The 22,634-nt window shown below is 74.1% G+C and carries 21 protein-coding genes; 12 read left to right on the forward strand and 9 right to left on the reverse strand.

The genetic code is table 11. The annotated features are described in order from the left end of the window. Positions 1-587: 587 nt before the first annotated feature. Positions 588-1,562, reverse strand: a complete 975-nt coding sequence (locus tag D7223_RS26565; protein WP_120731285.1) for a winged helix-turn-helix domain-containing protein — start codon at positions 1,560-1,562, stop codon at positions 588-590. 122 nt (positions 1,563-1,684) lie between these two features. Here D7223_RS26565 and D7223_RS26570 point away from each other — a divergent pair, with 122 nt between their 5' ends. Beyond that, the gene (locus tag D7223_RS26570; RefSeq protein WP_120731287.1) at positions 1,685-2,176 is read left to right on the forward strand and encodes a nuclear transport factor 2 family protein; all 492 of its coding nucleotides are present in this window, start codon (positions 1,685-1,687) and stop codon (positions 2,174-2,176) included. 59 nt (positions 2,177-2,235) lie between these two features. On the opposite strand, the gene tyrS is transcribed toward D7223_RS26570, so the two are convergent. Beyond that, positions 2,236-3,522, reverse strand: a complete 1,287-nt coding sequence (gene tyrS, locus D7223_RS26575) for a tyrosine--tRNA ligase (RefSeq protein ID WP_120731547.1) — start codon at positions 3,520-3,522, stop codon at positions 2,236-2,238. A 106-nt stretch (positions 3,523-3,628) separates the two neighbouring features. On the opposite strand from tyrS, the gene D7223_RS26580 reads away from it, so the two are divergent. The 4 genes from D7223_RS26580 (at position 3,629) to D7223_RS26595 (ending at position 6,122) form a co-directional block, all read left to right on the forward strand. Then, on the forward strand, positions 3,629-4,012 hold the full coding sequence (locus tag D7223_RS26580) for a PaaI family thioesterase (RefSeq protein WP_186832408.1): 384 nt from the start codon (positions 3,629-3,631) through the stop codon (positions 4,010-4,012). Positions 4,013-4,220: 208 nt separating this feature from the next. Continuing rightward, complete coding sequence (locus tag D7223_RS26585; RefSeq protein WP_120731291.1) at positions 4,221-5,447, forward strand: NRAMP family divalent metal transporter; 1,227 nt, start codon at positions 4,221-4,223, stop codon at positions 5,445-5,447. Then, entirely contained in the window at positions 5,444-5,824 is a 381-nt protein-coding gene (locus D7223_RS26590; protein ID WP_120731293.1) for a hypothetical protein, read from the forward strand. The genes D7223_RS26585 and D7223_RS26590 overlap by 4 nt, the downstream gene beginning before the upstream one ends. Beyond that, a complete protein-coding gene (locus D7223_RS26595; RefSeq protein WP_120731295.1) occupies positions 5,811-6,122 on the forward strand; it encodes a PRC-barrel domain containing protein in 312 nt (103 codons plus the stop codon). Before D7223_RS26590 ends, D7223_RS26595 begins: the two co-directional genes overlap by 14 nt. 22 nt (positions 6,123-6,144) lie before the next feature. On the opposite strand, the gene D7223_RS26600 is transcribed toward D7223_RS26595, so the two are convergent. The 3 genes from D7223_RS26600 to D7223_RS26610 all read right to left on the reverse strand — a co-directional run bounded on the left by D7223_RS26600 (position 6,145) and on the right by D7223_RS26610 (position 8,747). Then, positions 6,145-7,458, reverse strand: coding sequence for a hemolysin family protein (locus tag D7223_RS26600; protein WP_120731297.1), 1,314 nt, complete (start codon positions 7,456-7,458; stop codon positions 6,145-6,147). 119 nt (positions 7,459-7,577) lie between these two features. Beyond that, positions 7,578-8,201, reverse strand: a complete 624-nt coding sequence (locus D7223_RS26605) for a YgjV family protein (protein WP_120731299.1) — start codon at positions 8,199-8,201, stop codon at positions 7,578-7,580. Between the two features lie 66 nt (positions 8,202-8,267). Beyond that, positions 8,268-8,747, reverse strand: a complete 480-nt coding sequence (locus tag D7223_RS26610) for a GNAT family N-acetyltransferase (RefSeq protein ID WP_120731301.1) — start codon at positions 8,745-8,747, stop codon at positions 8,268-8,270. Between the two features lie 141 nt (positions 8,748-8,888). On the opposite strand from D7223_RS26610, the gene ppdK reads away from it, so the two are divergent. The 4 genes from ppdK (at position 8,889) to pflA (ending at position 15,217) form a co-directional block, all read left to right on the forward strand. Next, complete coding sequence (gene ppdK / locus D7223_RS26615) at positions 8,889-11,549, forward strand: pyruvate, phosphate dikinase (protein WP_120731303.1); 2,661 nt, start codon at positions 8,889-8,891, stop codon at positions 11,547-11,549. Between the two features lie 12 nt (positions 11,550-11,561). Beyond that, a complete protein-coding gene (locus D7223_RS34040) occupies positions 11,562-12,008 on the forward strand; it encodes a hypothetical protein (RefSeq protein WP_120731305.1) in 447 nt (148 codons plus the stop codon). A 161-nt stretch (positions 12,009-12,169) separates the two neighbouring features. Continuing rightward, a complete protein-coding gene (pflB, locus tag D7223_RS26625) occupies positions 12,170-14,410 on the forward strand; it encodes a formate C-acetyltransferase (protein ID WP_120731307.1) in 2,241 nt (746 codons plus the stop codon). Positions 14,411-14,428: 18 nt separating this feature from the next. Further along, complete coding sequence (pflA, locus tag D7223_RS26630) at positions 14,429-15,217, forward strand: pyruvate formate-lyase-activating protein (protein WP_272948765.1); 789 nt, start codon at positions 14,429-14,431, stop codon at positions 15,215-15,217. Between the two features lie 35 nt (positions 15,218-15,252). Here the strand turns inward: pflA and D7223_RS26635 are convergent, their stop codons facing one another. Then, positions 15,253-15,729 carry a cyclic nucleotide-binding domain-containing protein gene (locus D7223_RS26635; protein ID WP_120731309.1) on the reverse strand — a complete coding sequence of 159 codons (477 nt, stop codon included), beginning with the start codon at positions 15,727-15,729 and terminating at the stop codon, positions 15,253-15,255. Between the two features lie 172 nt (positions 15,730-15,901). Here D7223_RS26635 and D7223_RS26640 point away from each other — a divergent pair, with 172 nt between their 5' ends. The 3 genes from D7223_RS26640 (at position 15,902) to D7223_RS26650 (ending at position 20,394) form a co-directional block, all read left to right on the forward strand. Beyond that, a complete protein-coding gene (locus tag D7223_RS26640) occupies positions 15,902-18,430 on the forward strand; it encodes a cation-translocating P-type ATPase (protein ID WP_238162245.1) in 2,529 nt (842 codons plus the stop codon). A gap of 49 nt (positions 18,431-18,479) precedes the next feature. Then, positions 18,480-19,376 carry a universal stress protein gene (locus D7223_RS26645; protein WP_120731311.1) on the forward strand — a complete coding sequence of 299 codons (897 nt, stop codon included), beginning with the start codon at positions 18,480-18,482 and terminating at the stop codon, positions 19,374-19,376. 133 nt (positions 19,377-19,509) lie between these two features. Then, on the forward strand, positions 19,510-20,394 hold the full coding sequence (locus D7223_RS26650) for a universal stress protein (protein WP_120731313.1): 885 nt from the start codon (positions 19,510-19,512) through the stop codon (positions 20,392-20,394). A gap of 71 nt (positions 20,395-20,465) precedes the next feature. Here the strand turns inward: D7223_RS26650 and D7223_RS26655 are convergent, their stop codons facing one another. The 3 genes from D7223_RS26655 to D7223_RS26665 form a co-directional block, all read right to left on the reverse strand. Then, positions 20,466-21,098 carry an FMN reductase gene (locus tag D7223_RS26655; RefSeq protein ID WP_120731315.1) on the reverse strand — a complete coding sequence of 211 codons (633 nt, stop codon included), beginning with the start codon at positions 21,096-21,098 and terminating at the stop codon, positions 20,466-20,468. Then, on the reverse strand, positions 21,095-22,228 hold the full coding sequence (locus D7223_RS26660) for an LLM class flavin-dependent oxidoreductase (RefSeq protein WP_120731317.1): 1,134 nt from the start codon (positions 22,226-22,228) through the stop codon (positions 21,095-21,097). The genes D7223_RS26655 and D7223_RS26660 overlap by 4 nt, the downstream gene beginning before the upstream one ends. 129 nt (positions 22,229-22,357) lie before the next feature. Beyond that, positions 22,358-22,633, reverse strand: a complete 276-nt coding sequence (locus D7223_RS26665) for a MoaD/ThiS family protein (RefSeq protein ID WP_120731319.1) — start codon at positions 22,631-22,633, stop codon at positions 22,358-22,360. Position 22,634 lies beyond the last annotated feature (1 nt).

Genomic DNA, 22,634 nt, shown 5'->3' on the forward strand with positions numbered 1-22,634 from the left:
AAATGTTGCCAAAGGAATCCAAACCAGCCAAACCGAAGCTCGACCAGTCCGGGATATAAAACAATTGGCACTGGCTTATCAAGCACCCTGTTGAGTTCTCAAAGAACAACCACACACCATCCGAAGCCCCGCATCAGCAGAACCCCATCCGGGGCAACCTCTCTCATGTCCGCCGCTCTCGCGCCGGGCACTCGAACTACGTTACCCGGGGGTTTTCTCCGTGTCAAACCGGTGTTTCGCGGTTTGCCATGGTTGCCACCCATTTTCCGGGCACCACGATGTCGATGGCTCTCGCCGCTTCTCTCGTGGTTTGGCAGGCCGGCCGCTCGCGGTTTCCCACTCGCTCGCCCGGTGCCCTGCCGGTGAAGAACCTTACCCGGTCGGTCTCGCCTCACCAAATCCGCCTCGCGGCCAATCCGGGGCACCGCCCGCACCGACTCCGGCAGATGGTGACCCGCCGGACCCGGAGGTCCCGTCCCGCGCTCCGGCCTCAAGGGCTTTCGCCCCGTTTCGTCCGTTCCGCGCTGGCAAAGAGAAAGTTACGCGCCCGGCGGAGTGATCGTCAAATCCGCTGGCCGCGTCCCGCGTCACACCGTCCCGCACGCCTCACCCACCAGCCGATCGCCCCGCGGGGAGCGCCGGTAGAGGACCGTCCGCCGGTCCCGTTGCCGCACCACCAGCCCCGACCGGTACAGCACCCCCAGGTGGTACGACACCGTGGCCGGGGCGAGTCGGTGCCGGGCGCTGAGTTCACCCGTCGAGCGGGGCACCCCGAGGTCCGCCAGGAGCGCCGCGCGGCTCTCCCCCACCAGTTCGCCGAGGCCGTCTCGCCCTCGGGGGACGGGCAGCCCGGCACGGGCCGGGAAGACCAGCACCGCATCGCCGGCCACACACCACTGGGTCGACACGCCGGCCGCCAGCATCGACGGCGCGAGGACCAGCTCGGTGTCCGTCAGTACGGTGTCGACCCGCAGCGGGCCCTCCACCGTCAGGGTGTCGCCGGTCCAGTGGACAGCGGGATGCAGCGCGTCCAGGACGCTCCCCACCCCACCGAGTGCCATGGCGGCCGCCCGCGCGGCCACCTCGGCCTCCAGTCCGGCCCGTAACGTCGGCCAGTCGTCGCGCAGGACGGCGGTCCAGAACTGGTACAGGCCGGCCGCGGCCCGCCGGGGAAGGGAGCCGTCCTCGACGGCGACCCGCACCCGGTGCGGTACGACGGCACCGGCGAACCGAGCCGCCACCTGCTCGCGTACCTGGTCGGCGGCGGTGCTCGTGACGAGGTCCAGCTGGCGGTCGAGCGCGGAGGCGGTGGGGCCGGGCGGTGGCTTGGGAGTGAGCAGATCGGGGGTGTAGCCCGGTCGCCCCGGTGGGGTCACCAGCGCGGCGAGCAGCGCCACGTCGGGATGCCGGAGCGCGGAGCGGGCCGCCGGGCCGGTGTCCCCGTGCACCGGGTGGCCGAATCTGGACAAGGTCGCCCGGAGCCATCCGGTGGCCTCGGCGGCCGGTGACAGCGCCAACCTGACCCGAGCCAGGGTCGGACCGTCGAGACGCGCGACGAGCACAGCCGCAGTTTAGGGCGAAGCCTGTCGATGCGTGACCGGATTCGAGCCGGATCGAATCATTACCGCCGCCGGAACCGGACGACGTTGACTGTCCCCGGGCCTCCCCGAGACAGGAGCGATCGATGTTTTCACACCTCACCACCCGGTTGGCCGCCGGCCCCACGCTGCTCGCCCTCGCGGTGGGGGTGATGAGCGCGTACCCGGGCACGGTGTCCGCCGTCGGCGGCCGTGTCGAGACGGCCGCCGGCTGCGCGCGGCAGTTCGACCGGGCCGTACGGGCGTACGTCGAGACGACCGAGCGGCGTGACCTCGCCGGCTTCCTCGCGCTGCTGCACCCCGACGTCACCGTCGTCTTCGCCGGCGACGGCGAGGTGCTCGACGGCAAGGCCGCCACCACCGAGTTCCTGCGGGACTTCTTCGCCGACCCCTCCTGGGCCCAGTCGTTCAGCGTGGCGAAACGAACGGTCGCGGGCTGCCGCACCGGTTTCGTGCTGTTCGACTCGGTCTTCACCCAGGGGGATGCCCGGGTGCCGCTGCTGATCGGGGTCAGCTTCACCTACCGGCACGGCCGCTGGCTGGTCGTGCAGAACCAGGACTCGGACGGCCGCGTCTGACGGGGGGTGCCGTCTGGGCGGGGAGGGCCGCGCGGCCCTCCCCGTGCCGCCGGGTACGCCTATGCCCGCAGCTCGACGCCCGCGAAGGAGCGCTTGCCCCGGCGCAGCACCAGGTAGCGGCCGTGCAGCAGGTCCTCCGGGGTGAGCACGGCGTCGACCGCGGACACCCGGTTGTTGTTGACGTAGGCACCGCCCTCGGCGATGACCCGCCGGGCCTCCTTGAGGCTCGGCACCAGGCCCGCCTCACGCAGCAGCCCGGCGACGTCGGGCAGCTCGGCCAGCCGCACCAGGCCGGCCTCGGCCAGCGCCGCACGCAGGGTGGCCGGGGCCAGCTCCTCCAGGGAACCCCGCCCGAAGAGCGCCTGGCTGGCCGCGACGACCTGGGCCATCTCCCGCTCGCCGTGGACCAGGGTGGTCAGTTCCTCGGCGAGCGCCCGCTGGGCCGCCCGGGCCGCCGGCCGCTCGGCGGTCTCCTTCTCCAGCGCCTCCAGTTCCTCGCGGGACCGGAAGCTGAAGTAGCGCAGGTACCGGCCGACGTCCCGGTCGTCGACGTTGACCCAGAACTGGTAGAAGGCGTACGGGCTGGTCATCTCCGGGTCGAGCCAGATGGCACCGCCCTCGGTCTTGCCGAACTTCGTCCCGTCGGACTTCGTCACCAGCGGCGTGGTGAAGGCCTGCACCGGGCCGACACCCCGGCGCCGGACGTAGTCGACGCCGGCGGTGATGTTGCCCCACTGGTCGGAGCCGCCGAACTGGAGCTGGCAGCCGTGCCGGCGGTGCAGCTCGAAGAAGTCGTTGGCCTGGAGCAACTGGTAGCTGAACTCGGTGAAGCTGATGCCGCTCTCCAGCCGGGCCCGGACCACCTCCCGGGCCAGCATCTTGTTCACCGGGAAGTGCTTGCCGACGTCCCGGAGGAACTCCACGACGGACATCTCGCCGGTCCAGTCCAGGTTGTTGACCAGCTGGGCCGCGTTGGCGCCCTGGTAGGACACGAAGGGCGCGAGCTGGTCGCGGATCCGGGCGACCCAGCCGGCGACCACCTCCGGCGGGTTCAGCGTCCGCTCGGCGCTCTCCTTCGGGTCCCCGATCTGTCCGGTGGCGCCGCCGACCAGCAGCAGCGGCCGGTGCCCGGCCAGTTGCAGCCGGCGGGCCGTGGCGACCTGCATGAGATGGCCGACGTGCAGGCTGGGCGCGGTCGGGTCGAAGCCGACATAGTAAGCCACCGACCCGTCGTCGAGCAGCGCTCGCAGCTCGTCGAGGCCGGTGGAGTCCTGGATCAGGCCCCGCCACCGCAGGTCATCGGTCAGGGAGTCCCGCCCGGGGGGCGGGAGGCTGCTGTCGGTCACGGTCACCGATTCTCCCCCATGACCGGCGGCCGACCGTAGCGGGTTTGCCGCCCGCCGCCCCGGCTAGTCTGGCGGCCCATGATCTCAAGGAGGGTGCGCGGTGGAGATGCCGAACCTGACGGGTGGTTTCGTCGCCCTGCTCGGCCTGGAGTTCGACGAGGTCAGCGGCGACCGGGTGGTCATCCGCTGGCGGGTCCGGCCCGAGCTGCACCAGCCGTTCGGCATCCAGCACGGCGGGGTGTACTGCTCGGTGGTGGAGACCGCGGCCAGCGTCGGCGGGTCGCTCTGGTTGGGCGACCGGGGACAGGTGGTCGGGGTGGCGAACCAGACCGACTTCCTGCGGGCCGTCCGGGAGGGGGAGCTGACCGCGGTGGGCACGCCGGTGCACCGGGGCCGCAGCCAGCAGCTCTGGCAGGTGGAGATCACCGACGGGACCGACCGCCTGGTCGCGCGCGGTCAGGTGCGGCTGCAGAACCTCACCGGCGGCTGACCCGCGGGGCGGGCGCGGCTCCCGCCGGGGGCCGGCGCCGCCGACCGGTCGCGGTCCGTCCGACACCGGCACCTGGGAGTACGCGGGCAGTGTCCCGCCCCGGTCGGGGCTGATGACCGGAACGCTGTGAATGATCCGCGTTCGCGGCATCGGAGGCGTTGTCCGCCGATATGGTCGCGTCGATGACGCTGCCGGACGTCCCGCCGAGGTGAGGAGACTCCTCGCCGGGACGCTCGGCATCCTCTCCGCCGTCGGCGGCTTCGTGGACATCGGCGACCTGGTCGCGGCGAGCCAGGCCGGGGCACGGTTCGGCATGGCACACGCCTGGGTGCTGCTGCTCGGCGTGGTCGGCATCTGCGCGTACGCCGAGATGGCCGGCCGGATCGCGGCGGTGAGCGGCCGGGCGGTGTTCGACCTGGTCCGGGAGCGGCTCGGGGCGCGGGTGGCGCTGCTCAACCTGCTGGCGTCGTACCTGGTCACGGTGCTCACCCTGGCCGCCGAGCTGGGTGGGGTGGCGCTGGCGCTGCGGCTGGCCACCGGCGTGCCGTACCTGGTCTGGGTGCCGGTCGCCGGCCTGGCCGTCTGGCTGGTGCTGTGGCGGATGCGGTTCCAGCTGATGGAGCGCGTCTTCGGCCTGGCCGGGCTGGCGCTGGTGGTCTTCGCGGTGGCGCTGTGGTGGCTGCCGACGGACTGGGCGGAGCTGGGGCGCGGCGTGCTGCGGCCGGGTGACGGCGGCCAGGGGTGGGGCGCGTACTGGTTCGTGGCGGTGGCGCTGTTCGCGTCCACGGTCAGCCCGTACGAGGTGTTCTTCTTCTCCTCGGGCGCGGTGGAGGAACGGTGGAGCGCCGCCGACCTGGCCGCGGCCCGTTCCGGTGTGCTGATCGGGTTCCCGGTGGGCGGCTTCCTCGCCCTGGCGCTGATCGCCACCGCGACCGTGGTGCTGCACCCGGCCGGGGTGTCGGTGACGTCGCTGGATCAGGTGGCGACGCCGGTGGTGGTGGCGTTCGGCGCGGTCGGGCTGGCCGTCGCGGCGATCGGGTTCTTCGCGGTCACCTTCGGCGCCGCGCTGGAGACCGGGCTGTCGGCGGCGTACGCGGCGGCGCAGTACTTCGGCTGGCAGTGGGGCAAGCGGGTACGGCCCCGGGAGGCCGCCCGGTTCCACACCGTGCTGCTGGTCAGCGTGCTGCTGGGAGTGCTGGTGCTGCTCACCACGGTCGACCCGGTGACGCTGACCGAGTACATGCTGGTGGTCAGCGCGGTGGTGCTGCCGCTGACGTACCTGCCGATCCTGGTGGTGGCCAACGACCGGACGTATCTGGGCGACCGGGTCAACGGGCGGTGGCTGAACCTGCTCGGGGCGGTGTTCCTGCTGGTCATCGTCGCCGCGTCGGTGGCCGCGGTGCCGTTGGCGATCACCACCGGGCTGGGCCGGTGAGGATCCAGTTGGTGCGGCAGTTGCTGGACCGGCAGATCGTGGACTCGGTCGGTCGGCTGGTCGGCAAGGTCGACGACGTGGAGTTCGCCGTCGGCGACGACGGGGTGGCGTACGTGCACGCGCTGCTCAGCGGACCCGGCGTGCTGGGCGCGCGGGTCGGCGGCCGGGCTGGGCGGATGCTGGTGCTGGCCGCCGAGCGGTTCGTCACCGACCGCCCGATGGCCCCGGTGCGGATCCCGTTCGCGCTGGTCGAGCGGATGGACAGCGCGGTACGACTGCGGGTGCCCGCCGAGGACCTGCCGGCTTCGCCGGTGGAGGAGTGGCTGCGGCGGCACGTCATCGCGCGGATACCGGGGGCGGGCCGTGCGAGCGGGTGAGCTGGTCGGGCGGACCGCGTACGACCGGGAGGGCCGGCGGCTCGGTCGGGTGGTGGACGTGGTGGTGCGCGGCGCCGTGCCGGACGGGCCGCTGCGGCTGACCGACCTGGTGGTCACCGCGCACTGGTACGGGCGGCTGGCCGGCCGGCTGATCGGACCGGAGCGGCACCCGACCGGGCCGTGGGCGATCCGGGCGGTGGCCCGGCTGCTCGGCCGCAGCACCGTCCAGGTCCCGGTGCACCGGGTACGCCTCGACCCGCCGGTGAACGGCTTCCCCGACTTCCCCACCCCACCCTGAGCACCCCCGCGTGTCTGGGGCGTCAGCTGCGGGCCTCGTCGAGGAGGGGCTCGGTGTCCTCGGGGACGTTCGTGGGGTGCAGGCGGACCTCGGCGATGGCGTGGTGGTCGATGCCGGCCACGACCAGTTGCCAGCGGTCCACCGTGACGCTCTCCCCGGTCTCGGTGGGGATGTGGCCGAGGCAGGCCAGGACCAGCCCGGCGATGGTGGTGTAGTCGCCGGCCGGCCGGCCGGGCAGTTCGACGCCGATGTCGACCAGGTCGTGCACCGGGAAGGTGCCGGGCAGCACCATGGTGCCGTCCGGCTCGTGGCGTACCGAGTGCACGTCCCGGTCGGTCTCGTCGTAGATCTCCCCGACGATCTCCTCCAGGATGTCCTCCAGCGTCACGATGCCGTCGACCGCGCCGCGCTCGTCCACCACCAGGGCGATGTGTTGCCGCTCGGCCTTGAACTGGCGCAGCGCGTCCACCACCGGCAGCGAGTCCGGCAGCAGCATCGGCGGGCGGGCGCACTCGTCGACCGGCCGGTCGTCCGGCACGCCGACCAGGTCACGCAGGTGGATCACCCCGACCGCGTCGTCCAGCCCGCTGTGCCGGACCACCGGCGCGCGGGAGTGGCCGGTGGCCGCGAGCACCAGCCGCGCGGCCTCCGCGGTGGTGCCGCTGTCCAGCGTGAAGACCTGGAGCCGGGGTACGAGGACCGCTTTGAGCTGCCGGTCGGCGATCTCCACCGCGCCGGCGATGATCGTCCGCTGTTCCTTGGTGAAACCGTGGTTGCCGGCGACGATGTCCCGCAGCTCGTCCGGGCCGATCTCGTCGGGCTCGTGCTTCGGGTTCAGCCCGACCAGCCGGACGACCAGGTCGCTGGTGGCGCCCAGGGCCCATACGGCGGGCCGGGTGATGCTGCTGAGCACGTCCAGCGGACGGGCCACCAGCAGCGCCCAGCGCTCGGCCGACTGCATCGCGATCCGCTTGGGGGCCAGCTCCCCGAAGACCAGGGTGACGAAGGTCAGCACGAGGGTGACCAGCACGATGGCCAGCGTCTCGGCGGCGCCGCCGAACACCTTCAGCAGCGGCACCAGCGGGCGGGCCAACGAGACGGCCGCGGCGGCCGAGGCCAGGAAGCCGGCCAGGGTGATGCCGATCTGGATGGTGGCGAGGAAGCGGTTCGGGTCCTTGGCGAGGCGGGCCAGCACCGCTCCGGCGCGGCTGGTGCGTTCCAGCCGTTGGATCTGGCTGTCCCGCAGCGACACCAACGCCATCTCGCTGCCCGCGAAGAGCGCGTTGAGGACGACCAGGACTCCGACCAGGGCCAGTTGGCTCCAGTAGCTCTGCAACCCGGTTCTCCCTCATCCGGACCGCCACCGGACACGCCGGCGGCGTCGCCGCGCGGAGGCCCCGCCGACGTACGCCAATTGTGCCCAACCGGCCGGGGGCGCAACCCTGCCCGGGCGATCTAGGCGGCGGCCGGCAGGTCCAGCACGTAGCGGTCGCCCTCCGGGCGGAAGCCGAGCCGGTGGTAGTAGGGGGCGACCATGCCGGGCGGGCTGACCACCCGGCGGAAGCCCCGGTCGGTGAACAGGCTGCTGCGCCGGTAGACGAACTCGCCGGGGGCGAAGTCCCGGAACCGCCGGGTCACGTAGTCCAGGTCGATCTGGGCCACCCCGTCCGGTTCGGCGTGCGCCAGCACCACCCCGACCACCTCGTCGTCCTTCATCACCACGAACGCCGAGCGGTCGCCGTCGGGCCGGGGGACGAAGCCGGGGTTGAACCGGGCGATGTCGGCGGCGTGCACCCGCAGCGTGTGGGCCAGGAACTGGTCGTCGACGCCGACCTCCACCACCTGGTAGGTCGCCTCGTCGTGCCGGGTGGCGAGCATCCGGCGCAGGTACCACACGTTGATCACGGCGAGCACCACGTTGAGCCCGACCATCGGCCACACCTGCACGGCGGCGTTGTAGCCGATCAGGATCAGGCAGCCGACCAGGTTGAGGGCACGCAGGCGGAGGATGCGCGTCTGCAGCAGCGACCAGACCAGCAGCGCGGAGCCGGTCCAGCCGATCAGTTCCAGCCAGTTCACCGAGCGAGCGTAGTGCCTGCCCAGGTCAGACGCCCCGGCGGGAGGCCGGACGGCGCGTGGACGGGCTCAGCGGGACAGTTCCAGGACCCATTCCTCGACGTCGTGGCCCCGACCGGGCGCGTAGCCGTGGTCCTCGCCACGGACGACGAAGCCGCACTTGCGCAGCACCGCCAGGGAGGCGTGGTTGTCCTTGGCCGCTCGGGCGTGCACCGGCCGCCGGGGCAGCTCGCGCAGCAGCGCGGCCAGCGCCCCGGTGGCGTGACCCCGCCCCCAGCGCTCCCGGTCGATCCAGTAGCTGACCTCGGTGCGCTCCCCGACCGGGAAGGCCAGCACGTAGCCCACCACGGTGCCGTCCACGGTCACCGTGCGGGACTCGTTCGCCGGGTCGGCGCGTACCCGCCGCCAGTGCGCGGCGAACTCCGCCGCGTCGTCCGGGTCCTCGGCGGTGAACGCGGCCATCCGCACCGCCTCCGGGTCCCGCTGGTAGCGGTAGAAGGCCGGCAGGTCGTCGTCGCGCACCGGACGCAGGCGCAGCTCGGGGTTCACCGGCCGAGGATAGGACAGCTCGGGTGCCGTCCGGGACCTCTGGCCCGCCCGACGTCCCGTCCGGCCCTGCCGGACGGGACCGGCCCGTTGCTACCAATCAGGGGGGCGGGTTCGCCCCGGTGGCAGGAGGAGGCCGGCATCATGGTGACCTACGTCTACGACTTCGTCGAGGGCGACCGGAGCAGGTCGGACCTGCTCGGCGGCAAGGGCGCGAACCTGGCGGAGATGACCCGGCTGGGACTGCCGGTGCCGCCGGGATTCACCATCACCACCGACGCGTGTCGGGCGTACCTGGCTGACGGGCGGGTGCCGCTGCGGCTGTTCGACGAGGTCAACGCGCACCTGCGGGAGATCGAGGTACGGCTGGACCGGCGCCTCGGCGACCCGCACGACCCGCTGCTGCTGGCCGTGCGGTCCGGTGGCCGGTACTCCATGCCGGGGATGATGGAGACGATCCTCGACATCGGGCTGAACGACACCACCGTGGCCGGGCTGGCCGCGCGCAGCGGCGACGAGCGCTTCGCGTGGGACTCCTACCGGCGGTTGATCCAGATGTTCGGCCGGACCGTGCACGGTGTCCCGGCCGAGGAGTTCGAGCGGGAGCTGGCGTCGGTGCGGGCCGCGGCCGGCCCGGACGGCCCGGACGCGGCGGCGCTGCGGGAGCTGGTCGAGACGTACAAGAAGGTGTTCGCCGCGCATGTCGGTCAGGACTTCCCGCAGGCTCCGCACGCGCAGCTCTACTCGGCCATTCGGGCGGTCTTCTCGTCCTGGAACGCGGAGCGGGCGGTGCTCTACCGCCACCGGGAGCACATTCCGGACGACCTCGGCACGGCGGTCAACGTGATGGCGATGGTCTTCGGCAACCTGGGCCCGGACTCCGGCACCGGGGTGGCGTTCACCCGGGACCCGGCCACCGGGGCACCCGGGGTGTACGGCGACTACCTGCGCGACGCCCAGGGCGAGGACGTGGTCGCCGGTATCCGCAACACGGTGCCGCTGGCCGAACTGGAGCGGATCGACCCGGTCAGCTTCCGGGAGCTGAAGCGGATCATGGGAGTGTTGGAGCGGCATTACCGGGACCTGTGCGACGTCGAGTTCACCATCGAGCGCGGCCGGCTGTGGATGCTGCAGACCCGGGTCGGCAAGCGCACCCCGGCGGCGGCGTTCACCATCGCCGCGCAGTTGGTCGACGAGGGCCTGATCACCCTGGACGAGGCACTGCACCGGGTCGACGGGGCGCAGCTGGCCCGGTTGATGTTCCCCGCGTTCGACCTGGCCGCCGCCCCGCCGCCGCTGGCCACCGGGGTGGGCGCCTCGCCCGGGGCCGCCGTCGGGCGGGTGGTGTTCGACTCGGCCGCCGCCGTCGCGGCTGACGGCCCGGTGATCCTGGTCCGCGCCGAGACCAACCCCGACGACCTGCCCGGCATGATCGCCGCGCGGGGGGTGCTCACCTCGCGCGGTGGCAAGACGTCGCACGCGGCGGTGGTGGCCCGGGGGATGGGACGGACCTGCGTGTGCGGCGCGGAGGCGCTGCGGATCGACCCGGCGGGCGACGCGTTCACCGTCGGCGACCGGGTGGTCCGGGCCGGTGAGCTGATCTCCATCGACGGCACCACCGGCAACGTGTACCCGGGCGAGGTGCCGGTGGTGCCCTCGCCGGTGGCCCGTCACCTCGCCGGTGAGCCGGTCGGGCGGGAAGATCGGCTGGTGGCCGCCGTGGACCGGCTGCTCGCGCACGCCGACGCCGCGCGCCGGCTCGGCGTACGGGCCAACGCCGACACCCCGGCCGACGCCCGCCGGGCCCGGGCGTTCGGCGCGGCCGGGATCGGGCTGTGCCGTACCGAGCACATGTTCCTCGGCGCGCGCCGGGAGCTGGTCGAGCGGCTGATCCTGGCCGACGACCCGGCGGAGCTGACCGCCGCCCTGGACGCGCTGCTGCCGTTGCAGCGGGCCGACTTCGTGGACATCCTCGCGGCGATGGACGGGGTGCCGGTGACCGTCCGGCTGCTCGACCCGCCGCTGCACGAGTTCCTGCCGCCGCTGCACGAGCTGACCGCGCGGGTGGCCCGCGCCGAGGCGCGCGGCGAGGATCCCGGCCGGGACGCCGCCCTGCTGGCCGCGGTCCGCCGGATGCACGAGACCAACCCGATGCTGGGCCTGCGGGGCGTACGCCTCGGGCTGGTGGTGCCGGGACTGTTCGCGATGCAGGTCCGGGCGGTCGCCGAGGCGGCGGCGCAGCGGGTCCGCGACGGCGGCGACCCGCGCCCGGAGATCATGGTGCCGCTGGTCGCGGACGTCCGGGAGCTGACCGTGGTGCGGGCCGAGGTGCAGGCCGTGCTGGCCACCGTGCCGGACGTCCCGCCGATCCCGGTCGGCACCATGGTGGAGATCCCGCGGGCGGCGCTGACCGCCGGAGACCTCGCCCGCGCCGCCCAGTTCTTCTCCTTCGGCACCAACGACCTGACCCAGACCACCTGGGCGTTCTCCCGCGACGACGTGGAGGGCTCGTTCTTCGACACGTACCAGGAACGGGGGATCTTCGGCGTCTCCCCGTTCGAGACGATCGACGCCACCGGCGTCGGCCGGCTGGTCCGGCTGGCCACCGCCGAGGGGCGGGCCACCCGTGGCGACCTGACCGTCGGGGTGTGCGGGGAGCACGGCGGCGACCCGGACTCGGTCGCGTTCTTCGCCGACGCCGGCCTGGACTACGTGTCCTGCTCGCCGTACCGGGTGCCGATCGCCCGGCTCGCCGCCGGCCGGGCCGCCGTCGCGGCCACCGTCGCCGGTTCCGACTCCCGCTAGGAGGTACCCGCCATGACCGCCATCCTCAATCCCACCGGCACGGCGCCGTTCACCCCGCCGGTCCGTCCGGCAGCCGCCGCGGCGGGGCCGCCGGACCCGGTCGTACCCCTGGTCGGTCCGGTCCTGGCACTGCCCGGCGACCCGGCGGCGGCGCTGGTGCCGGTCACCTGGCGGGGCCGTCCGGTCGGCGCGTTCGTCGCCACCGGCGGCCGGGTGCGCTACCGGCCGGTGGTCGACCCGGACCAGTTGCTCGCGGCGGCCGCCGGGGTGCTCGGCCTCGGCCTGCTCGCGGCCGGCGCGGCGGTGGTGGCCCGCCGCCGGGCACCGGCGATCGGCTCGGTACGGATGGGACCGGGTGGCTGGGTCAGCCTCAAGGGTCTGCCCCTGCCGGCCCCCCGCGCCCCCCGCCCGTGGTGGGCGCGCGCGCTGCGCGCCCGCCGCCTGGTGGTCCAACCCTGACCCCACCCCGTCCCCCACCCTCGCCCCGCCGCGGCCCGGGGGTGGGGCGGAGGTCCCGGGGCGGGTGGTACTTGGGCTCTGGTCGGCGACTCGGGGCGGGGCGAGGGTGGGGGTGCACAGCGATCCAGGATGGACATGAGCCAGCGGTGGAAGGGACAACCATGACCGCGCAGCACCTCGACCCGTGGCGGGGCTTCGCCCCCGGCGCCTGGCGGGACACCGTGGACGTCGCCGACTTCGTGCGTCACCAGCACGAGCCCTACCTGGGCGACGCGTCCTTCCTCACCGGCCCCACGTCGCGCACCCAGGAGGTGTGGGCGGCCGTCCGGGCGCTGCTGGCCGAGGAACGCCGCCGCGGCGTCCTCGACGTGGACGCCGCCACCCCGTCGACCATCACCGCGCACGCGCCCGGCTACATCGACCGGGAGCGGGAGCTGATCGTCGGCCTGCAGACCGACGCGCCGCTGCGCCGGGCGATCATGCCCGCCGGCGGGCTGCGGACGGTGGAGGCCGGGCTGACCGCGTACGGGTTCACCCCCGACCCGCGGGTGCACGAGATCTACACCCGGTACCGCCGGACGCACAACGACGCGGTGTTCGACGCGTACCCGGAAAGAGTGCTGGCAGCGCGACGCTCGCACGTGATCACCGGGCTGCCCGACGCGTACGGGCGGGGGCGGATCATCGGCGACTACCGGCGGGTCGCGCTGTACGGGGTGGACCGGCTGGTCGCCGACCGGCGGTCGTGCCGCGCCGCGCTGGACGACCGGCCGTCGACCGACGACGTGATCCGCGACCGGGAGGAGCTGGCCGAGCAGATCCGGGCGCTCGGCGAGCTGAAGGAGATGGCGTCCCGATACGGCTACGACATCTCCGGCCCCGCCGCGACCGGGCGGGAGGCGGTCCAGTGGCTGTACTTCGCCTACCTGGGCGCCTGCAAGGAGCAGAACGGCGCGGCGATGTCGCTCGGGCGTACCGCCACGTTCCTCGACGTGTACCTGCGGCGGGACCTCGCCGAGGGACGGCTGACCGAGATGACCGCGCAGGAACTGGTCGACGACCTGGTGATCAAGCTGCGGATCATCCGGTTCCTCCGCACCCCCGACTACGACCAGTTGTTCTCCGGCGACCCGACCTGGGTCACCGAGGCGCTGGGTGGGATGGGCGCCGACGGCCGGCCGCTGGTCACCCGGACCAGCTTCCGCTACCTGCAGACGCTCTACAACCTCGGACCGGCCCCGGAGCCGAACCTGACGGTGCTGTGGTCGCCCCGACTGCCCCGGGGGTTCAAGCGGTTCTGCGCGCAGGTGTCGCTGGACACCAGCGCCATCCAGTACGAGAACGACGACCTCGTCCGGCCGGCGTACGACGACGACACGGCGATCGCCTGCTGCGTGTCGGCGATGCGGGTGGGCCGGGACATGCAGTTCTTCGGCGCCCGCGCCAACCTGGCCAAGGCGCTGCTGTACGCGGTCAACGGCGGCCGCGACGAGCTGACCGGCGAGCAGGTGGCACCCGCCGCCGCACCGGTCGGCGGGGAGACCCTCGACTACGACGAGGTGCTCGCCGCGTACGACCGGACGCTGGACTGGCTGGCCGAGACGTACGTGGACGCGTTGAACGTCATCCACCACATGCACGACCGGTACGCCTACGAGCGGCTGGAGATGGCACTGCACGATCACCCGGTGCGCCGGTTCATGGCCACCGGCATCGCCGGGCTCTCCGTCGCGGTGGACAGCCTCGCCGCGATCCGGTACGGCCGGGTCAAGGTGCTGCGCGACGCCACCGGCCTCGCGGTCGACTACCTCGTCGAGGGCGAGCACCCGACGTACGGCAACAACGACGACCGGGCCGACGCGATCGCGGTGTGGCTGGTCGAGACGTTCGCCGAGAAGCTGCGCCGGCAGCGCACCTACCGCGACGCCGAGGTGACCATGTCGGTGCTGACCATCACGTCCAACGTGGTGTACGGCCGGCACACCGGCAACACCCCGGACGGGCGGCGGGCCGGCGAGCCGTTCGCACCGGGTGCGAACCCGATGAACGGGCGGGACCGGCACGGCCTGGTCGCGGCGGCCCTGTCGGTGGCGAAGCTGCCGTACGACGCGGCCCGCGACGGCATCTCGCTGACCGGCACGGTCACCCCGGACGGGCTGGGCCGCACCCGTGACGAACAGATCGGCAACCTGGTCGGGATGCTCGACGGGTACACCGACGCCGGTGGGTTCCACCTGAACGTCAACGTGCTGGACCGGGCGACGCTTGTCGACGCGATGGCGCACCCCGAGCGGTACCCGCAGCTCACCGTCCGGGTGTCCGGGTACGCGGTGAACTTCGTCCGGCTCACCCCGGAGCAGCAACGGGACGTGCTGTCCCGCACCTTCCACGGTGCCCTGTGAGACGCGAGGAGCAGCCCGGTGAGCGCGAGGAGTGAGCCGGGCCCGCGAGCCCCGCAGTCGCGAACGGAAGGAGCCACGCTGACCGGGTCCGTCCACTCGTACGATCTGTCCACGGCGGTGGACGGACCCGGCACCCGGTTCGTGGCGTTTCTCGCCGGCTGCCCGCTGCGCTGCCGGTTCTGCCACAGCCCGGACACCTGGTCGCGGCGCAACGGCCGGCGGACCACCGTCGACGACCTGCTGGCCGAGATCGGGCGGTACCGGCGGTTCATCGAGGTGGCCGGCGGCGGGGTGACGCTCAGCGGCGGCGAGCCGTTGCAGCAGGCCCGGTTCACCGGCGAGGTGCTGCGCCGCTGCCACGACCTGGGCCTGCACACCGCCCTGGACACCTCCGGCTTCCTCGGCGACCGGGCCGACGACGCCCTGCTCGACGCCACCGACCTGGTGCTGCTGGACGTGAAGTCGTGGGATCCGGAGACGTACCGGCAGGTCACCCGGACCGGCGCGGTCGCGCCCACCCTGCGCTTCGGCCGCCGGCTCGCCGACCGCGGCACCCCGATCTGGGTGCGGTTCGTCCTCGTGCCGGGGCTCACCGACGATCCCCGCAACGTGGACGGGGTGGCCGGGTACGCCGCGTCGCTGGGCACCGTGCGGCGGGTGGAGGTGCTGCCGTTCCACCGGCTCGGCGCGCACAAGTACGCCGAGTTGGGGCTGCGCTTCCCGCTCGCGGACACCGCTCCGCCGACGCCCGAACTGCTCGCCGAGGTGCGCGCCCGGTTCGCCGCGCGCGGCCTCACCACGTACTGAGCGGGCGGGCGGTGGCGCCGCGCCCCGCCGGGCGGTCAGCCGGCCGCGGGCAGCGTCGTCGGGTAGCCGTACAGATCCAGCAGGCGGGCACGGGCCGCCTGGAGCCGGTCCACCACCACGCTCATCAGCCGGGTGGTGAGCTGCCGGCCGAGGGCGTCGTCGGACTCCATCAGCCGGCGTACGCCGGCGGCGGTGAACTCCACCGCCGTGCTGCGCTGCGCGGCCACCGCGCCGAACTGCCACCGGTACGGCGGGAAGAGCCAGGACCAGCCCAGCACCGCGCCCGGCCCGATCGTCTCGATCTCCACGTCGCCCCGGCCGGGCACCGCGAAGTCCAGCGCCACCTGTCCCTGGCGGAGCAGCCAGAAGCGTTCCGCCGGCTGGTCGGCGCGGAACAGCCGGTGCCCGGGATGCCACACCACCGGGCGGGCGTACCCGGCGAGACGGGGCAGCCACGGCTCGGGAAGGCCGGCGAGGAACGGGTGCGCGCGGAGCACGTCGAGCGTGTTCATGGTCGGTCCCTCCCGGTGCCGATGGTCCTCGCTCCATCCGACCCCGTCCCGCCGGCCGGCGACAAGGGCCGTTGGTCCCGGGCGGCGCGGGCGCTCCGGCTCTGCCCGGCCGGCCCGGCCGGCGCGAGGCTGGGGGCGGGACGGCACGCCGGTGGGGTGTGCCACCGGCACGGTGGGAGGGTCGCGGTGCGAGGACCGGGCCGACGGGCCGAACGCCGCGGTCGCGCCGCCCCGCCGGCACCTGGCCGCGCGGATCCTGCGCCAGCTCACCGACCCGCTGGTCGCGCTGCTGCTGGCCGCCGCCGTGGTCACCGCCGCGCTGCGGGACTACCCGGACACCGCGGTGATCGTGCTGGTCGTGCTGGTCAACACCGCGATCGGCGTGGTGCAGGAGGTACGCGCCGACCGGGCCATCGCGGCGCTGGACCGGCTCGCCGCGCCCACCGCCCGGGTGGCGCGCGACGGTCGCGACCTGGTGCTGCCCGCCGCCGAGGTGGTCCGGGGCGACCTGGTCCGGGTGGAGGCCGGCGACGTGGTTCCGGCGGACCTGCTGCTCACCGACGTAGCCCGGCTGCACCTGGACGAGTCGGCGCTGACCGGCGAGTCGGTGCCGGTGGCCCGCGCCGCCGGGGAGGAGGCCAGCGCCGGCACGGTCGTGGTCGCCGGGCGGGCCACCGGCACGGTGGTGCGGACCGGCGCGTCGAGCGCGCTGGGCCGGATCACCACCCTGGTCGCCGCGACCCGCCCGGGCGCCACCCCGCTGCAACGACGGCTGGCCGCCCTCGGCCGGGTTCTCGGCCTCGCCGCCGTGGCGCTGTCCGGGCTGGTGTTCGCCGTCGGGGTGCTGGGCGGGCGACCGGTGGTGGACATGGCGGTCACCGCGGTCAGCCTGGTGGTGGCGGCGGTACCCGAGTCGCTGCCCGCGGTGGTCACCCTCGCCCTCGCGCTCGGCGCGCACCGGATGGCCCGGTCCCGCGCCATCCCCCGCCGGCTGCACGCGGTGGAGACACTCGGCTCGGTCACCGTGCTGGCGTCGGACAAGACCGGCACGCTCACCGAGGGCCGGATGGCGGTGCAGGAGGCGGTCACCGGTGACGGCGACCGCTTCGGGATCACCGGCACCGGGTACGCCCCGCACGGCGACGTGCGGCGGCACGGCGAACCGGTGGCGGTACCGGACGAGTTGCGCCGGCTGGCCCGCGCCGCGCTGCTCTGCAACGACGCCGCGCTGGCCCCACCCACCGAGGAGCAACCCGGGTGGACGGCCGTCGGTGACCCGCTGGAGGCGGCGCTGGTCGCGTTCGCCGCCCGCTGCGGCCTCGACCCCGAGGGCAGCCGGGCCGCCTGGCCACGCGTCGCCGAGGCCCCGTTCGACGCCGACCTGCGCCGGATGACCACCGTGCACCGCTCCTGCGACAGCCGGTACCTGGTGGTCTGCAAGGGTGCCCCGGAGTCGGTGCTGACCGCCGGGCTGGTCGACGCGACCGCCGGGGAGATCGCCGAGCTGACCGCCACCGCGCACCGGCTCGCCGCCGATGGGCTGCGGGTGCTCGCGGTCGCCGCCGCGGTACGCGACACGCCGCCGGCCGACCCGGCCCACCCGACCGGCCTGCGCCCGGTGGGGTTGGTCGCCGTCGGCGATCCACTGCGCGCCCGGGCCGCCGACATCGCCGAGCGTCTCGACACCGCCGGGGTCCGGCTGGTGCTGATCACCGGTGACCACCCGGCCACCGCCGCCGCGATCGGTGGCCGGCTCGGGCTGTGGCAGCCGGGCGACCCGGTCGTCCGCGGCGACGAGGGCGACCCGGCCGACGCGCCCCCGCGGGCACGGGTGTTCGCCCGGACCCAGCCGGACCAGAAGCTCGACATCATCGCCGGTCTCCAGGCCCGGGGGCACGTGGTGGCGATGACCGGCGACGGGGTCAACGACGCGCCCGCGTTGCGCCGCGCCGACATCGGGGTGGCGATGGGCGGTGGCACCGAGGTCGCCCGGCAGGCGGCCGACCTGGTGCTGGTCGACGACGACCTGTCCACGGTGGCCGCCGCGATCGGCGAGGGCCGCCGGATCTACGACAACATCCGCCGTTTCCTGCGGTACGCGCTCGCCGGCGGGGTCGCCGAGATCGCGGTGATGCTGCTCGGGCCCCTGCTCGGCCTGGCCGTACCGCTGCTGCCGGCGCAGATCCTGTGGATCAACCTGCTCACCCACGGGGTGCCCGGGGTGGCGCTGGGCGCCGAGCCGGCCGAACCCGGCACCCTGGGCCGTGGGCCACGCTCGCCCGCGGAGTCGGTGCTCGGCGCCGGGCTGGGGCGTGACGTGCTGCTCACCGGCGGGCTCATCGCGACCGTGGTGCTCGGCGCCGGGTGGTTCGCCGCCGCGATGGACCGGCCCTGGCAGTCGGTGGTGTTCGTGGTGCTCGGCCTGTCCCAACTCGGGGTCGCCCTGGCCGTCCGCACCCGACGCCCCCGGGGAGCCCGGGACGGCAACCGGGCGCTGCCGCTGGCGGTGGCGGTCTCCGCCCTGCTCCAGGTCGCCGGGGTGCTGTTCGCACCGTTGCGGGACCTGCTCGGCACCGCCCCGCTCGGCCCCACGGACCTGCTCGCCTGCGCCGCGGTGAGCGTGCTGCCCGGCCTGCTGCTGCGCGCGGCGAGCCGGGTGGCACGGGACCAACGGCCCGGTTTCCGGGTCGGTCGCCCCTGACCGTCCCGCCGGCCGGCGGGCAGGCTGAGGGCGAACGAAGGAGGACGTCATGACGATCAACACCGGTGCCCCCGTGGTGGTGGGTGTGGACGGTTCCGCCGCCGCCCTGGACGCGGTCCGGGTGGCGGCCCGCGAGGCGGCGTACCGGCAGCGTCCGCTGCGGGTCGTGCACGCCTTCGTCTGGGCGCTGACCGGCGTGCCGCTGGCCCCGGCCCCGGGCGCTCCGGCCGGCGCGGGACTGCGCAACCAGGCCCAGCGGTACGTCACCGAGGCGGTCGCCGGAGCCGCCAAGGTCGCCCCGGACGTCGAGGTGACCGGCGCGGTGATCGACGGGGCGGCGACCCCGGTGCTGGTCACCGAGTCCCAGGAGGCGGTGCTGCTGGTCCTGGGCCACCGGGGACTGGGTGGCTTCGCCGGGCTGCTGATCGGCTCGGTCACCGTGCAGGTCTCCGCCCGCGCGGCGTGCCCGGTGCTGGTGGTCCGCGGCGAGGCCCGTGCCGACGGGCCGGTGGTGGTCGGCGTGGACGGCTCGGCGCTGTCCACCGAGGCGGTCGGGTTCGCGTTCGAGGAGGCCGCCCGTCGGGGTGTCCCGCTGGTCGCGGTGCACGCCTGGCTCTATCCGAGCCCGGCCGGGCCCGGCGAGATCCTACCGCTGGTGTACGACCTGGACGCGTACGGCGCCGAGGAGGAGCGGACCCTCGCCGAGTCGGTCGCCGGGTTCGCCGAGCGCTACCCGGAGGTGCCGGTGCGGCACCGGCTGGTACGCGGCACCCCGGCGCGGGTCCTGGTCGAGGAGTCGCAGCGGGCACAGTTGGTGGTTGTCGGCGCGGCCGGCGCCGGCGCGCTGGGCGGGCTGCTGCTCGGCTCGGTGAGCCACGCCGTGCTGCACCACGCGCACTGCCCGCTGGCCATCGTGCGGCACCCCCGGCGACCCGCCCGTTCCTGACCCGCGGATCCCCGCCGTCGTGCCGCCGCTCCCCCGGTCGGCGCGGCGGCGGGTTCCGGTCGGCGGTGTGTCGGGGTAAATGCCGGGGTGTCGGGGTGAGCGCCCGGACAATGGCGGAACCGACCCGTAGGGAGTGCTGATGAGACGACCGGTCGTGGTGGGCGTGGACGGATCACCGGCGAGCCTGGTGGCGGCGGAACACGCCGCCCGGGCCGCCGTGCGACGGTCGGCACCCCTGCATCTGGTGCACGGCTACCTGCACGCGCTCGGCTACGGCGTGCCGCTCAACCCGTACGACATGGGCATTCCCGCCCCGTCGGAGTCGGCGGAGAAGATGCTGGCCGCGACCGTCGCGGACCTGGCCGGGCGGTGGCCCGGTCTGGAGATCGAGGCGCGACAGGTGGCCGGTGGTCCGGGCGCGACCCTGGTCGAGGAGTCCCGGCACGCCGATCTCGTGGTGGTCGGCAGCCGGGGTCTGGGCGGGTTCACCGGCCTGCTGCTCGGGTCGGTCGGTACGCAGGTCGCCGGGCACGCCCGCTGTCCGGTCCTGGTGGTGCGCCCGACCGACGAGCAGCTCCCGGCCGAGGGGCAGCCTCCGGGCGGGGGGCGGATCCACGTCGACGGGCCGGTTCTGGTCGGGGTGGACGGGTCGGAGTCGGCGGAACTGGCCCTCGCCTACGCCGCCGACGAGGCGGCCCGCCGGGGCACCACCCTGGTGCTCGCCCACGTGGCGCCGCCGGACGAGGGCACCCCGGACGACAGCGCCGTCCTGCTGGACTCCGCCGAGGCGGCGGCCCGGGCCACCCACCCCGACCTGGTGATCGGGCGGCAGGTGTGGCGGGCGGACCGGCCCGAGCAGGCGCTGGTCGACGCGAGCGGCGAGGTGGCCCTGGTGGTGGTCGGCTCCCGGGGTCACGGCGGCGTCGCCGGCCTGCTGCTGGGATCGGTCAGCCAGGCCCTGGTCCAGCACTCCCGCTGCCCGGTGCTGGTCGCCCACCCGTACGGGCACGAGGCCTGAGCAAGCGGTGAAGATCGGCTACGCGTGGGCTGTCGTCGGCACGGCGTGTCGGACAGCCCACGCGTAGCCGATCATGACGCGGCCGGCCGGGTACGGCCGAGGAGGTCGGCGAAGTCGGCGGTGAGGGCGAACGGGTCGGCCGGGCCGGCCGACGGCGGTCGCCGGTCGACCTGCTCGGCCAGCTCGGCACCGGCGCGCAGGATGCGCCGACGCAGCGCGTCGTCGGCCGCGCCGCCGGACCAGTCCTCCGGCGCGGCGTAGACCGCGGTGGGCACGACCACCGCGCGCAGGTACCCGAACAGCGGCCGCACCGCGTGCTCCAGGGCCAGCGAGTGCCGGGCGGTGCCACCGGTGGCGCCGATCAGCACCGGCCGGTCGACCAGGGCCTGGTCGTCGACCACGTCGAAGAAGGACTTGAAGAGCCCGTTGTAGGACGCGCTGAAGATCGGTGTGACGGCGATCAGACCGTCCGCGCCGGTGACCGCCTCGATCGCCTCCCGCAGCGTGGCCGACGGGAAGCCGGTGAGCAGGTGGTTGACGATGTCGTGGGCGTGTTCGCGCAGGTCGACGGTGCGGATCTCGACCTCGGTGCCCCGCCGGGCCAGCTCGTCGCGGGTGGCCGCGGCGAGCTGGTCGGCGAGCAGGCGCGTCGAGGACGGCTGGGAGAGCCCGGCCGACACGACCGCGAGGGTACGGCGGTTCATCGCGCCGCCTCGCTCCCCGCGCCGGCGAGGTCACCGGTGACCGGGCTGCCGGCGTCGGCCGACGCGGCGGCGAGCAGCGAGGCGTGGGTCGGTGCGGCCGGCACGTGCGCCGGGCGCAGCGACTCGAACTCCTTGCGCAGCACCGGTACCACCTCCTCGCCGAGCAGGTCGAGCTGCTCCAGCACGGTCTTCAGCGGCAGCCCGGCGTGGTCGAGCAGGAACAGCTGGCGCTGGTAGTCGCCGACGTACTCGCGGAAGCCCAGCGTCCGGTCGATGACCTGCTGCGGGCTGCCCACGGTCAGCGGGGTCTGCGAGGTGAACTCCTCCAGCGACGGCCCGTGGCCGTAGACCGGGGCGTTGTCGAAGTAGGGGCGGAACTCCCGTACCGCGTCCTGCGAGTTGCGCCGCATGAAGACCTGCCCGCCGAGCCCGACGATCGCCTGCTCCGGGCTGCCGTGGCCGTAGTGGGCGAAGCGCTGCCGGTAGAGGCCCACCATCCGCTGGGTGTGCTCCTTGGGCCAGAAGATGTGGTTGGCGAAGAAGCCGTCGCCGTAGTAGGCGGCCTGCTCGGCGATCTCCGGGCTGCGGATGGAGCCGTGCCAGACGAACGGCGGCACCCCGTCGAGCGGGCGCGGCGTCGACGTGAAGGACTGCAACGGCGTACGGAAACGACCGGACCAGTCGACCACGTCCTCCCGCCACAGCCGGCGCAGCAGGTCGTAGTTCTCGATGGCCAACGGGATGCCGTTGCGGATGTCCTGCCCGAACCAGGGGTAGACCGGCCCGGTGTTGCCCCGACCCATCATCAGGTCCACCCGGCCGTCGGCCAGGTGCTGGAGCATCGCGTAGTCCTCGGCGATCTTCACCGGGTCGTTCGTGGTGATCAGGGTGGTGGAGGTGGACAGCAGCAGCCGCGACGTACGCGCGGCGATGAAGCCCAGCATGGTGGTGGGCGACGACGGCACGAACGGCGGGTTGTGGTGCTCACCGGTGGCGAAGACGTCGAGCCCGACCTCCTCGGCCTTGAGCGCGATGGTGACCATCGCCTTGATCCGCTCATGCTCGGTCGGCTCCCGACCGTTGGTCGGGTCGACCGTGACGTCGCCGACGGTGAAGACTCCGAACTGCATGACCGACTCCTCGCGTTGTCCGCCGGGACCGGATCGGCTCCCGGACGCCTGCGACAACATATTTGACGAGTCAACTATTCCGTGCACCACCCCGTCCGGCCGCGCCGCCGAGCGGGGCGGTACGCCGGATCAGCCGCCGGCCACCGACGGGAGCACCTGCACCTCGGCGCCGGCCGGAACCGGTGCGTCCAGGCCGCCGAGGTGCCGGCAGTCCTCGCCGTCGACGTAGACGTTGACGTAGCGACGCAGCTCGCCCCGCTCGTCGCGGATCCGCCGGTCCAGGCGGGGCCAGTGGCCGGCCACCTCGTCGAGGACGGCGCGGAGCGTGCCGGCGTCGGTGACGGTGAGCCGGCTGGCTCCCCCGGCCTCGCCGCGCAGCGGGCCGGGCAGCAGGACGCTGACCACC

It is taken from the genome of Micromonospora endolithica (genome assembly GCF_003626595.1).
GTDB classification, from domain to species: Bacteria; Actinomycetota; Actinomycetes; order Mycobacteriales; family Micromonosporaceae; genus Micromonospora; species Micromonospora endolithica.